Origin of the sequence: Staphylococcus arlettae (genome assembly GCF_025560845.1) — a bacterium.
Classification (GTDB): domain Bacteria; phylum Bacillota; class Bacilli; order Staphylococcales; family Staphylococcaceae; genus Staphylococcus; species Staphylococcus arlettae.
The window spans coordinates 1209771-1224173 of the sequence record NZ_CP094803.1 but is presented as its reverse complement, the minus strand read 5'-3'; the positions used below and the strand labels follow the sequence as shown (position 1 = coordinate 1224173).

The following is a 14403-nucleotide window of genomic DNA, read 5'->3' as shown; positions in this document are numbered from 1 at the left end:
GTTGAATTCATTTAAAATGAATCATACGGAGGTGTTTTTTCTATGAAAATAATGTCTTTTTCAATAGAAACAAAATATAAAACGATTGAAATGAAAGAAGCTGGATATACTGTAAAAGAAATTATGGAAGCATTAAATATCAAAAATAGCACACAGGTAAAAACTTGGTGGCGATGGTATCGAAATGGTGAAACTTATAGATTTTATCAACAAAGAGGCAAGCAATATACTTACGGCAAAGGCGTGAAAGAATTATCAGAAGTAGAACAATTAAAGTTAGATAATAAGAAAAAAGATATTGAAATAGATATTTTAAAAAAGTACAAGGAGTTAGAAAGGAAGTGGTATCCAAAGTAATTGTAGAATTAGTTGATCAATTCAAGCATAAGTATTCAATCAAAATGATACTCGATGTTTTAGAAATACCTCAATCGACATACTATAGATGGAAACATAAGGACAAGGAAAAAGATAAAGTGACTCAAAAGGTTATTGAATTATGTGAAGAAAATAAATTCACCTACGGTTATCGCAAAATTACAGTATTGATTAATCAATTGTATTCAGCGTCAATTAATCATAAAAGAGTTCAGAGAATCATGCGAGAGTATAATCTGAACTGCCGAGTTAGACCTAAAAAATCTAAAAAAATTGGTGAACCTTATTATAAAACAGATAATTTATTACAAAGACAGTTTAAAGCTAACCAACCAATGGAAGTATTAACAACTGATATTACTTATTTACCTTTCGGTAACTCTATGTTGTATTTATCTTCAATTATGGATGTTTATAACGGAGAAATTGTGGCGTATAAAATAGATAACAAACAGGGTCAAAGCTTAGTAAATGATACATTGAATCAAATAGATATACCTGAGAATTGCATACTACATAGTGACCAAGGCAGTGTTTATACATCCTATGCTTACTATCAATTATGCGAAGAAAAAGGCATTATCAGAAGTATGTCCCGAAAGGGAACACCAGCTGATAACGCCCCGATAGAAAGTTTCCATTTCTCGCTAAAGTGTGAAACTTTCTACATAAACAATGAGCTCAATAGCTCTAACCAAATTGTAATAGATATTGTCGAAAATTACATTAAAAACTATAATAATAATCGAATTCAACAAAAACTAGGCTACTTATCCCCCTAGAAAATATAGGGAATTAGCAGCCTAGAACATAGTGTTTTTATTAAGTTCTCATTCTAAGGGTTCAGCGCCTAATTTGCGATGGGTTTGTTTATTTTTATTTACATAGTTTTTCAAAATAGTAGTGGTCTTTCAGACATAATTGCTCCTTTTACACTAAATTTTTAAGATTCATGACAATACAAATTAGCATACTAGTCACAGAAACTTTTGTCGTATCTCAGTACACAGACTTTAAATATTAGTACTCCTAACGCTTTTCTAAAGATTGGAAATGCTTTGAGCCGACTCTTGCGGGAATAGCACTCGCCGCAGACTACAGGTTAAGGCAGTGCCCGCGGAAAGCGTGCACAAAAATGCCAACAAATTTGAGAACTTTTTTGACAGTTTGAAACAAAATCTAAATCAAATTATCACATCGATTTACAAAATAAATGATTATTAGGAACTCATACAGAGATGGAAATAATTTTTATTGTTCTCATTTATCATTTGTTTTATTTAACAACACTTCTGTTTAATTTATATATTATAATATTTGTTGTGTAATATTGGCAGTGCTTTGAGCCGACTCCTGCGGGAATAGCGCTCGCCGCAGACTACAGGCTAAGGCAGTGCCCGCGGAAAGCGTGCACAAAAACTGCCAACAAATTTAAGAACTTTGTCGACATTCTGCAACACTAGTGTTTTTATATGTTGAATAACACTTATACCACATTGAAAAACCCAAGACTATCAATAAGTCTTGGGTTCATCTTATTAAAAGCTAACTTTAGCTTTTACTTCGCTTATAAAATATAAACTACCTGTAATTATCAAACCATCGCCGTCATAATTTTCTATAAATGATACGTAATCATCAACAAGTTCTTTATGTTCATAGTTAACTTCTTCACTTATAGTTTCTTTTGGTAATGCTTTAGGAAAATCAAATTCAGTAATATATAAATTATTTGCTATAGGTTTTAGTTGATCTAACATTTCATTAATCGGTTTGTTTTTAACTGCCGAAAATAAAATATCCATATGCTCTCTGTGATAGTAGTTTTTCATCGTTTCCACTAATGCTTGCACGCTTTCGTTGTTATGCGCCCCATCTACAATCATCAAGGGCTGATCTTTAACTTGTTCAATGCGTCCACTCCAGCTTACCGATTCGATACCATCAATCATTTTATTAAAATCTAAATCTACAACTTCTGCTTCATTCAATTCAATTAAAGCGGTAATGGCAAGTGAAGCATTTTCTTTTTGGTGTTCACCTAACATATTTAGCACTAATGTTTCTAATTCATAATCTTTATATCTGTAAGTAAATTCATCTTCTTCTGACACAATAGTAATGTCGCGATCCAATTCAATTGCCTTAGCGTCTGCCTCTTCAGCATAATCACGTATAATTTTAATTGCTTCTTCATTTTTAACTGCATAAATAACAGGTGTATTTGGTTTGATTATTGCACCTTTATCTCTAGCAATATCTGCAAATGTATCACCTAAAATATCAACATGATCTAGTCCAATGCTCGTTAAAATGGATAGTAGTGGTTTGAAAACATTAGTCGAATCATTTTTCACGCCTAATCCCGCTTCTACAACAACAATGTCAACAGGATGTAGTTGACCAAAATAAACAAACATCATTGTTGTTATAATTTCAAATTCAGTAGCAGTGCCCAGGTCAGTTTCTACTTCTAAAGCTTCACTGACAGGTTTCACAATATTTACTAGTTTTACAATTTCATCATCGCTTATTGGCATACCATTCAAACTAATGCGTTCATTAAATGTTTCGATAAATGGTGAAGTAAATGTGCCTACCTCATACCCGTTCTCAACAAGTGCAGAACGGATATAAGCGACTGTAGACCCTTTACCATTAGTACCACCAACATGAATGCCTTTAATATGGTTTTGTGGATTGTTTAATTGGGCTAACATCCATTCCATACGTTTTACGCCTGGTTTGATTCCAAACTTATTCCGTTCGTGTATCCAATATAAGCTATCTAGGTAATTCATGGTTAAGACTCCTATGCTTTTAATTGTTGTATTCTTAATTTTACACCATCATATTTTTCTTGGTAAGTTTGTTTTTTATCTCGTTCTTCATTTATAACTTTCTCAGGTGCTTTACTTACAAAGTTTTCGTTCGCCAATTTCTTATTAACACGGTCTAATTCTTTTTGCCATTTTTCTAATTCTTTTTCTAATCTAGCAATTTCTTTATCCATATCAATTAAGCCTTCTAATGGCAATACAACATCCCCAGCAGAAGTTACTGACGTCATCGCTTTTTCAGGTATGGCAATATCTAGCTCAATCGTTAATTCACTTGGATGACAGAAACGATCTAAATATGATGCATTTTCTTCTAAAGTCGCTTTGATGTTTTCATCTTTAGCTTGAATAAAGATTGGAATTGCTTTTGATAATGGTGTGTCAACTTCAAGTCGAGATTGACGTACTGATTTTATTATCTCTACTAAATGTTCCATTGTTTCTTTACTGTCATTATACACATGAGCTTCCGTTACAGTTGGCCATGATGCTTGGACAATCGTCTCACCAACATGTGGTAAGTTTTGCCAAATATGTTCCGTTACAAAAGGCATAAATGGATGTAACATTCTCATAGTATTGTCTAATACATAAGTCAATACAGAACGAGTAGTTTGTTTTTGACTTTCATCATCACCATTCATAGGAATCTTACTCATTTCAATATACCAATCACAGAAATCATCCCAAATGAAACTATATAATGCTCTACCAACTTCACCAAATTCATATTTTTCACTTAAGTGTGTTACATTTTCAATCGTTTCATTTAAGCGAGTCAAAATCCATTTATCTGCTAATGATAAATTACCAGATAAATCTACTTGCTCTACTGTAAAATCTTCTCCGATATTCATAATGCTGAAACGTGCGGCATTCCAAATTTTATTAATGAAGTTCCAAACGGATTCTACTTTTTCAGTAGAGTAACGTAAATCATGTCCTGGTGACGAACCTGTTGCTAAGAAATAGCGTAAACTATCTGCACCATATTCATCAATAACGTCCATTGGATCGACGCCATTTCCTAATGATTTACTCATTTTACGCCCATCTTCAGCACGTACTAAACCGTGTAATAGCACGTCATTGAATGGTCTTTCGCCTGTAAATTCAAGACCTTGGAAAATCATACGCGCTACCCAGAAGAAGATAATGTCATAGCCAGTGACTAAAGCATTTGTCGGGAAATAGCGTTGGAAATCTTTAGCCTCCACATCTGGCCACCCTAATGTAGAGAAAGGCCACAATGCACTTGAGAACCAAGTATCCAATACATCTTCATCCTGAATCCAATTTTCACTATCTGCTGGTGGCTCTTCAGATACAAATAGTTCACCTGTTTCTTTATGGTACCATGCTGGAATTTGGTGTCCCCACCATAATTGACGAGATATTGTCCAATCTCTAATATCTTCCATCCAGCGATTAAATGTTTTTTCAAAACGGGCTGGTACAAAATCAATACGATTGTCTGTTTCTTGATTATTTAGTGCTTGCTCAGCAAGTGGTTTCATTTTTACAAACCATTGCGTAGATAAATAAGGCTCAACAACAGCACCTGAACGTTCTGAATGACCTACAGAATGTTCGTGTTCTTCAATTTTAATGACTAAATCTTCAGCCTGTAAATCTTTAACTAATTGTTCACGACAATCAAAGCGGTCTAAACCTTCATATTTGTCTGCTTTATCGTTCATCACACCGGCTTCATTCATAACAACGATGCGTTCTAAATCATGACGATTACCAATTTCAAAGTCATTTGGGTCATGTGCAGGAGTTACTTTCATTGCACCACTACCAAATTCTATATCTACATAATCATCTGCTAAAATAGGTAACTCGCGACCAACAATTGGTAAAATAACATGTTTGCCTATTACATCTTTATAGCGCTCGTCATTTGGGTTTACTACAATAGCAGTGTCTCCAAGCATTGTTTCTGGTCGAGTCGTCGCTATTTCAATGTAGCCATCTCCGTCAGCATAAGGATATTTAAAATGATAAAACTTACCTTGAACGTCTTCATGGATAACTTCAATATCAGATAATGCTGTTTTAGCAATTGGATCCCAGTTAATGATGTATTCACCACGATAAATTAAACCTTTGTTATACATATCAACAAAGACTTTTTTCACGGCTTTACTTAAACCATCATCTAATGTGAAACGTTCTCTTGAATAATCTAAGCCTAAACCGAGTTTTGCCCATTGCTGTCTAATAAATCCAGCATATTCTTCTTTCCAATCCCAAACCTGATCGATAAATTTCTCTCTGCCTAAATCATGTCGAGAAATACCTTGTTCATTAAGTTTAGCTTCTACTTTAGCTTGTGTTGCTATACCAGCATGGTCCATTCCTGGTAAATATAAAGTATCGTAACCTTGCATACGTTTCATACGCGTAATAATATCTTGTAACGTTGTATCCCAAGCATGCCCTAAATGCAATTTCCCTGTTACATTTGGAGGTGGGATAACTATCGTATATGTTTCTTTTGTATCATCTTCACTCGCTTTAAAATAACCGTTTTCAACCCAATAGTCATAACGTCCTGCTTCTACTTCATTGGGATTATACTTAGGTTTCATTTCCATTCTTTTTCCTCCTTAAAAATTAAAAAAACCGCCCTATCAAAATAGGACGGATTAACCGTGGTACCACCTAAATTCGCAAAATTTATTATCCATAAATTTTACGCACTTAATTAATGATTAACGCTCAAACACGCTTTAACCTATCTGTCATCAATGATGACCTTCAGTTAAAGTTCATAGTGGGCTACCTTCAATACTACGAATTATGCATTCTCACCAACCATGCACTCTCTATAAATTCTGAAGCATCTACTCTTCCCAATAGACATTTTTTCTTTACTTAATTATAGTATAATGGAAACAAAAATAAGTCAATGAAATGGAGTGAAAATTATGAATGAATGTGCATTTGGTACTAAAGATGCCCTGTATTTGCAATATCATGATGAAGCATGGGGACATCCAATTTACGATAGTAAAAAACTTTTTAAATTATTAGCTTTAGAGTCTCAACATGCCGGATTATCATGGCTCACTATTTTGAAGAAAAAAGAAGCCTATGAAGCTGCCTTTTATAATTTTGATCCCCATAAAATTGCACAAATGACTAATAATGATGTAGATAAACTTATGACGTTTCCAAATATTGTTCATCATCGCAAAAAAATTGAAGCAATTATAGGTCAAGCCAAAGGTTATATAGAAATAGAACGTGATTTTAGTAGCTTTAGTGACTTCTTATGGTCATACGTTGATAATCAACCTATCGATTTGCATTATAAACAATCTGGAGATCGTAAAACGGTCGATGAACGTGCTACCGAATTATCAAAAACGTTAAAAAAATACGGTTTTAAATTTTTAGGACCAGTAACAGTTTATTCATTTTTAGAAGCAGCCGGGCTGTATAATGCCCACTTAGAAAACTGTCCTAATAATCCAAAGTACTACAAAGGTAAAGGATTCAGTTAATTTATTATATTTTTGTATGATAAAGGGCTTGTTTATGTATGAATCAAAAAAAGAGCGTGGCATACTATCCGTATTCCCCACGCTCTTTTTTGTGTTTGTCACACAATTAATTATTCTATCATTCAGCTATGTTTGTTTTTATACTCGAGATACTTTAAGAATTGATTGATCAAGGGTGCAATTAAGAATAAAATAAAGAATATTCTAAAGATATGATAACTTGAAATCATCGCAACATCTGCACCGGTTTCAATTGCAACTAATACAATTTGACTCATTCCACCAGGTGCTGCTCCTAAAAACAAGTCATTAATAGAATGGTTTGACACGAATGTAAATAAATAAACCATAACAAATGATGAAATAATTAGCAGAACATTTTGTAATGCTATAGCTAATGCTATTCGACCTTTCATTTGATCCATTAATTTTGCTATTTGAATACCGATACGAATCATATACATTACTTGTGCTGCTGCAATTATTGGATTATCCAACGTGAATGTTATACCAGTAATTAAATTCCAACAAATTAACACTAAAATCGGTGCTAACATTTGCTTGGTTGGAAAATTAATTTTACTCATTATTGCATATACTACAGCAATAGCGATGAGTAACACCAAAACATTAGAAAAGGTTAATGTTTCAGTAAGCTTTTGTTGCACTTCTTGTGCACCATTAGCGCCTGTTGTCACTGGGTCTTTAAAAAAGTATGAAATAAATGGTACAAGAATTACTACAAATATAATTCGAGATGTTTGTGTTAGACTTACAACCATAATATTTGCCTTTTTATTTTCCTCTGCCATTATGAGCATTTGACTCAAGGCACCTGGTATAACACTTAAAATTGCAGTTTCAGTATTGACGTTAGCAATTTTTTTAAAGAAATACGCAATCAATAAGGCTAACACGAGTAAAAGTACGGTAATTGTAACAATAATCATCCAATCATTTTTAATATCAAAGATGACTGTTTCAGTAAAAGTAGAGCCTATTTGAACACCTAGTAATATTAAACCTAGCTGACTAATCCAAAAAGGCCATTGCACATCTAATCGTAAAAATTTAATACTCACTACACCTGCAAGAATAGGACCAAACATAAACGGCAGTAAAATATTGGCTGCATGAAGAATCAAACTAAAAGTAATTGCTAAAATCAATACGATAATATTATTTCTTAATTTTATATTCATACATATTCACAACTTTCATAAAAAACAATTCTTTTTCAATTTCACTAAACACTGTTTAACAATCACTTATTTAATTCAATTATATCATAGTAATAATTAAAATAATTACGTTAAAGACCATATTATATTTTGAATTACTTCTAAAAACACATAAGTAAAAGTTATCAATTTATCAATAAGTGATAAAAAATAATTATGTAAAAACTCTGAATTTTCTTGCAGCAAAAAGGAGTAAGACCAGAATCACTCATAATTCTGAACTTACTCCTTAAATATATAATTGATTCTATTTTCTACAAAATTGACTTAATGCTATTTAGTAACGATTCGACTTAATGCATTATCAAATGCTTGAATTGTAAATTTAATATCATCTTCACTATGTGCCATAGATAAAAATGTTCCTTCAAATTGAGATGGTGGTAAGAAAATGCCTTCTTTCGCCATCTCTCTATACATAGCACTAAATAACTCTAAATCACTTTGATTTGCTTGTTCAAAATTTGTGACAGGTCCGGCGTTTAAGAAATAACCAATCATAGAGCCTGCTCTATTCACCGTAATTGGTACATTATGTTTTTCAAACACTTCTGTTAAACCTGCTTCTAACATATCACCTAAATGATTAAAATATTCATATGATTCTGGTGTTAATTGGCTTAATGTTTCATAACCACTTGTCATTGCCAGTGGATTACCTGAAAGTGTTCCTGCTTGATAGATGTCTCCCATCGGAGCAATGTAATCCATAATTTCTTTTTTGCCACCAAATACTCCTACTGGCAATCCACCGCCAATTACTTTACCTAGGCAAGTTAAATCCGGTATAACATTGAAATAACCTTGCGCACAATTATAACCAACTCTAAATCCTGTCATTACTTCATCAAAAATAAGTAATGAACCGTATTCAGTGGTAATGTCTCTCAAACCTTGTAAAAATCCTTCTATTGGTGGTACGACTCCCATATTACCGGCAACAGGTTCGACGATCACACCTGCTATATCATCACCAAATTGTTCAAAAGCTACACGAATCGCTTCTAAATCATTATAAGGAACTGTAATTGTATTTTTGGCTGTGCCTTCAGGTACACCAGGTGAATCAGGCAATCCTAAAGTAGCAACACCCGATCCAGCTTTAATGAGTAATGAATCACTATGACCATGATAGCAACCTTCAAACTTAACAATTTTATTACGTCCAGTATATCCACGTGCTAAACGTAATGTATCTAATGTTGCTTCAGTACCAGAAGATACCATACGAACCTTTTCAATTGAAGGTACACGATCAATGACTAATTGTGCTAATTTATTTTCTTGTAACGTAGAAGCACCAAAACTAGTACCTTGATCTACTGCTTCATGTAATTTATCAATGACTTGTTTATTTTTATGACCTAGAATTAACGGTCCCCAACTCAATACATAATCGATGTATTCATTACCATCAATATCGTATATTTTTGAACCTTCACCACGCTCCATAAAAATTGCAGGTGTATCCACAGATTTAAATGCTCGTACTGGACTATTGACGCCTCCTGGCATTAAATCTTCGGCTACTGACATGGCTTGTTCTGATTTTTCATAACGCATATGGTAATTCCTCCTTATTGTTCATCTAAATAACGGCAAATGTCTTTGGCAAAATACGTAATAATTAAGTCAGCACCTGCGCGTTTCATTGAAATCATTTGTTCCATTACAACTGCTTGCTCATCAATCCATCCATTTAAAGCAGCAGCTTTAGTCATACTATATTCACCACTAACATTATATGCAACAACGGGAACATTCGTTGTATTACGCACATCACGGATAATATCTAAAAAGCTTAATGCAGGTTTTACAATCATCATATCTGCACCTTCAGCTAAGTCACTATCTAGCTCACGCAGTGCTTCACGACGATTTGCTGGATCCATTTGATACGTTTTACGATCTCCAAATTCAGGTGTTGACTCCGCTGCATCACGGAATGGACCAAAGAAACTTGATGCATATTTAATACCGTAACTCATAATTGGAATATTGTAGTAACCCGATTCATCTAATCCTTTGCGAATTGCTGTAACAAACCCATCCATCATATTACTTGGAGCAATAATATCTGCACCTGCTTCAACTTGTGAAATTGCTGTTTTAACTAATAGTGGCAATGATTGGTCATTATCCACATCATGCGTAACAGGATCAATGACACCACAATGACCGTGATCAGTATATTCACATAAACAAGTATCCGCTACGATAAGAATATCGCTATATAATGATTTTGCTTTTTTAGTCGCTTCTTGGACAATGCCATTGTGATCATACGCACCAGAGCCGACTTCATCTTTTTCATTAGGTACACCGAAGAACATAAATGCTCTGACACCAAGATCATAAGCTTCTTTTATTTCTGATTCAACTAAATTTAAACTCAATTGAAACACACCAGGCATTGATACGATTTCTTCTTTGACATTTTCTCGTTCAACAACAAATATGGGATAAATTAAATCCTCTTTTCTCACATGTGTTTCACTGACTAAATTTCTCATCGTTTTTGAAGAACGAAGTCTTCTATGTCTATCAAATTGCATATTATTCCCTACTTTCTAATACTTTTTGTACTAATGCTGTTAACGTTTGTTTAGACGCAATTTTTGCTGTAACGTCATATTGCTTAATTGTATGATAAGTTTGTTGTCCTATTACATAATAAGCAACTTTTGAACGAGGAACAGGATCTTGAAAATAAAATTTAACAGCTGAAGAACTCGCAAAAGTCACTGCATCTACTTCTCCCTGTGCAATCAACTGTTTGACTTCACTGATATTTTCAGTATGCGAAACAGGTTTATATAAGTCAACCTTTGTGACATTTGCACCGCGTTGATTTAATTCTTGTTGCAATAACTGGCGAGCAAAACCACTTGATGGCAACAAAATTTGATCATTTTTAGTTAATGGAAAACGCTCCAGAAAGCCTTCTTGAGAATAGTCTTCAGGGCAAAAATCCACAGTGATATTCAAAGACCGACAATAATCGGCCGTTTTTTCACCAATAACAGCTATATTATCAACTGCTACTTGTGATAAATATGGATAAAAATATTTCACCGCATTTTTGGAAGAAAAAATAAGCCAGTCATAGTGTGACGAAAGTACCGTCAAATCAAATTGCAAAGGAATTATCTTAATAAAAGGTTTATGGATAATAATTGCTTGTTGATTTGTATATGGATTACTTTGCGTCATCACAATAACTGGTTTCATAGTTTCACCTCAAACGATTATTGATTTTCGTTTAATGCTTTGATTATTTCATAAGCACCTTGTTCATTTAACACTTCACTTACTTGTTCACCTAACGCTACAGGATCTGTACCACTGACCGTATGTTCATAGCGTTCTTTACCATCTGGTGACATAATTAAACCGGTAAATTCAATTTCATTTTGCTCATTTATTGACGCATATCCGCCTATAGGTACCTGACAACTACCGTCCATTGCTTTTAAAAACGTACGCTCTGCAGTTACACAATCTGCCACTTCTTGGTTGTGTACTTGTTGTAATAACTCCAATAATTCAGTATCATCCGCACGACATTCGATACCTAATGCACCTTGACCTATAGCGGGAATTAACGTGTCTTTATCAAGATATGTCGTTACAATGTCATCTGACCATCCCATACGTTTTAATCCAGCAGCTGCTAACAAGATAGCATCAAAATCTTCGTTATATAATTTATTTAAGCGTGTATCGATATTACCTCGTATCCACTTAATAGTTAGCTCTGGATAATGTGCTAATATCTGTGCACCACGACGTAAAGAACTTGTACCGACAATACTACCTGCTGGTAAATCTTGTAATTTAACGTGGTTTTTGGCGATATATGCATCAAAAGGAATTTCTCTGTCAGGAATACATCCTAAAGTTAGCCCTTCAGGTATAACGCTTGGCACATCTTTTAAAGAATGAATAGCCATATCTATATCTTTATTAAACAATTCATTTTGAATTTCCTTAACAAATAACCCTTTGCCACCAACTTTGGATAATTGCTTGTCCACAATTTTATCACCTTTAGTGACAATTTCTTTAATTTCTATATCAAGCGTCGGATCAATCGCTTTTAATTTGTCAATAAACTGCTGACTCTGCGTCATTGCAAGTTTACTTCTACGTGATCCAACAATTAATTTACGCATATTACGTACCACCTTTTCTTATTTCACTATCTTAATTTTACTGATTTACCGAGTTAATGAAAACTAGAAACACTTGAGCCAAATAATAGATTAATCATGCATAATACGAATACTATAACATTAAAATAAATAAGTTTGTGTTTCATTATTAATTGTCTAATTCTGAAGAATAGATAAAGTGCATAAAAAATGGCTATTACAAATGAAAACAATACTTTGGAATCATATAATATGGAATAACCTATAGTATTCAATCCCCATTGCACACCCAAGATTAAACTGATAATTAATAATATGAAGCCTGTTAATGAACAATAAAACACTATTTGCTCTAGTGTAGCTACACTTCCTAATCTAAAATATTTTTGATTAAAACGTTTGTGTTTTAAATTATTGTATTGTAATAAGTATAAAATACAGTTTACAAATGACAAAGCAAAAAAGGCATAACTTATCGTTGCAAAACCGATATGCACAATTAATAATTCATTCATTATTGTTAATTTTTGACCTTTTTCCAATTGGTCAGTAGGTTGAAATGTGTTTAATGCTATTAAGATAAAACCTATTAAGTTAAATAAAAATATGGAAAAATTTATTGGCTTTATAACGCTAATCACTAATGATATCGCTATAATCAACCAAGTTATTAAAAACAATATATCAAATATATTCGTTAACGGTAATTGATGAGTCTGGTTGACATAGATAGATAAAGAGATTGTTTGTAATACCCAAACAATCCCTAAAGTAATAAAGCCCGTATTCCTTATTTTGAAATTTTTATTAAAAAAGTCATAAAAATAACAAGCAATACTAATTAAATATATCAGCAAAATAAGTTCATGAAACCTTATAAATAAAGCATCTTGCATACTATCACCATTTTTTTCGTCTATTCAAAACTAAGAATGTGACTTAATTTTTCTGCTGATTTTCTTCTTTGCTCTTCGTAAGGATGTTCAGCTTCAATATCAAAAATGTTTTGGAATAGCTCTAATTTTTCATTACTTTTCTTATCAGTACTAATTTCTTTAGCTTGTTTAATAGGATCTTTTAACATTTGATTAATGATACTTTTAGTATGCTTAGATACCACTTTGCGTTCATGTTCAGACAATCCTGGTAATTTGCGATCAATACTATCCATTGTTTCTGATTGAATAGTCATTGCTTTCTCTCTTAAGGCACGAATCACTGGAACTACTCCTAGCATGTTAACCCAGTCATTATGATTAGTAATCTCTTGTGGTATACGTTCGGCAATTGCATCTGCAGCTAATTGACGTTCTCTGAGATTGGCATCAACTAAACCTTTTAGGTCATCCACATCATAATTAAAAACATCTGGTAACGCAGTAATATTCGGTTCAATATCTCTTGGTACAGCAATATCAATAAGCACTAATGAATCCGCTTTTCTTGGGGCTTCAATCTGTTCTAGCATTTGATTAGTAATAACATATGACTCTGCACTTGTAGAGCTAATCACAATATCTGCCGAACTTAAATGTGCAGCTAAATCTGAAATTGGTGCACTCGCAACTTGATGTTTTTCAGCTAAACGTTGTGCTTTACTTTCAGTTCTATTGAAAATTGTAATATCGCTAACATCAGCACCTATTAAATTAAGTAGTGACAATTCACTCATTTCTCCAGCACCAACGATTAGTGCTTTTTTATGAGTTAATTTTCCGAATACTTTTTTTGCTAATTCAACCGCAGCATATGACACACTTACTGCATTGTCAGCAATATCTGTTTCATTGTGTGCTTTTTTAGCAAATGTGATTGCCTGTTTAAATAAATGGTTAAATATTGTTCCTGTTGTATCTTCTTCTTGGGCTTTAAAAAACGCATCTCTTAATTGTCCTAAAATTTGTGTTTCCCCTAATACTATCGAATCTAAGCCAGAAACTACACGCATAAGATGATTCACAGCATCATCCTCGACATGTACCTCTGTCATTGTTTTAATTTCTTCTACATCAAAACCAAAAGCACGTGCTAAAAAACGTTGTATATAATAACGTCCTGTGTGAATTTGGTCGACAATAGCATACACTTCCGTACGATTACAAGTTGATAAGATTACATTTTCTAAAATAGATTTAGTTTCAAATAAATCAACATTTGCTAAACGTATGGCATCTTCTTTAAAAGCAACTTTTTCTCTTAATGCTACATCGGCAGTACGATGATTTACACTAATTGCAATAAAATGCATCTATAACGCCCTCCATACATAATCCAA

The 14403-nt window shown here is 33.3% G+C and carries 11 protein-coding genes and 1 other annotated feature; of the genes, 2 read left to right on the top strand and 9 right to left on the bottom strand.

Annotation, left to right across the window (positions count from 1 at the left end; genetic code table 11):
* Positions 1 to 42: 42 nt before the first annotated feature.
* Positions 43 to 1160 (top strand): IS3 family transposase gene (locus MUA37_RS05895; protein WP_262624894.1). Its coding sequence is split into 2 segments (ribosomal slippage): positions 43 to 313 and positions 313 to 1160, totalling 1119 coding nucleotides; the frame shifts between segments, so codons are not numbered across the junction.
* Between the two features lie 756 nt (positions 1161 to 1916).
* Here MUA37_RS05895 and MUA37_RS05890 read toward each other — a convergent pair.
* Entirely contained in the window at positions 1917 to 3179 is a 1263-nt protein-coding gene (locus MUA37_RS05890; protein ID WP_142019601.1) for a bifunctional folylpolyglutamate synthase/dihydrofolate synthase, read from the bottom strand.
* A gap of 11 nt (positions 3180 to 3190) precedes the next feature.
* On the bottom strand, positions 3191 to 5821 hold the full coding sequence (locus tag MUA37_RS05885; protein ID WP_142019600.1) for a valine--tRNA ligase: 2631 nt from the start codon (positions 5819 to 5821) through the stop codon (positions 3191 to 3193).
* Between the two features lie 39 nt (positions 5822 to 5860).
* Positions 5861 to 6096 (bottom strand) — a binding site (T-box leader).
* Between the two features lie 58 nt (positions 6097 to 6154).
* Between MUA37_RS05885 and MUA37_RS05880 the strand changes: the two genes are divergently transcribed.
* A complete protein-coding gene (locus tag MUA37_RS05880) occupies positions 6155 to 6733 on the top strand; it encodes a DNA-3-methyladenine glycosylase I (RefSeq protein WP_103387831.1) in 579 nt (192 codons plus the stop codon).
* A gap of 122 nt (positions 6734 to 6855) precedes the next feature.
* Here MUA37_RS05880 and MUA37_RS05875 read toward each other — a convergent pair whose 3' ends face one another.
* The 7 genes from MUA37_RS05875 to hemA form a co-directional block, all read right to left on the bottom strand.
* On the bottom strand, positions 6856 to 7935 hold the full coding sequence (locus MUA37_RS05875) for an AbrB family transcriptional regulator (protein WP_103387830.1): 1080 nt from the start codon (positions 7933 to 7935) through the stop codon (positions 6856 to 6858).
* Between the two features lie 312 nt (positions 7936 to 8247).
* Entirely contained in the window at positions 8248 to 9537 is a 1290-nt protein-coding gene (hemL, locus tag MUA37_RS05870) for a glutamate-1-semialdehyde 2,1-aminomutase (protein ID WP_262624893.1), read from the bottom strand.
* Positions 9538 to 9551: 14 nt separating this feature from the next.
* Positions 9552 to 10529: a porphobilinogen synthase gene (gene hemB / locus MUA37_RS05865; RefSeq protein WP_002510273.1), complete on the bottom strand. Its 978-nt coding sequence runs from the start codon at positions 10527 to 10529 to the stop codon at positions 9552 to 9554.
* A 1-nt stretch (position 10530) separates the two neighbouring features.
* Positions 10531 to 11205 (bottom strand): uroporphyrinogen-III synthase, encoded by a 675-nt coding sequence (locus tag MUA37_RS05860; protein ID WP_204171685.1) that lies wholly within the window; start codon positions 11203 to 11205, stop codon positions 10531 to 10533.
* 17 nt (positions 11206 to 11222) lie between these two features.
* A complete protein-coding gene (gene hemC / locus MUA37_RS05855) occupies positions 11223 to 12149 on the bottom strand; it encodes a hydroxymethylbilane synthase (RefSeq protein ID WP_002510271.1) in 927 nt (308 codons plus the stop codon).
* A 53-nt stretch (positions 12150 to 12202) separates the two neighbouring features.
* Positions 12203 to 13024, bottom strand: coding sequence for a cytochrome c biogenesis protein CcsA (gene ccsA, locus MUA37_RS05850; RefSeq protein WP_142019599.1), 822 nt, complete (start codon positions 13022 to 13024; stop codon positions 12203 to 12205).
* A 20-nt stretch (positions 13025 to 13044) separates the two neighbouring features.
* On the bottom strand, positions 13045 to 14376 hold the full coding sequence (gene hemA / locus MUA37_RS05845) for a glutamyl-tRNA reductase (protein ID WP_002510269.1): 1332 nt from the start codon (positions 14374 to 14376) through the stop codon (positions 13045 to 13047).
* Between the last annotated feature and the right edge of the window lie 27 nt (positions 14377 to 14403).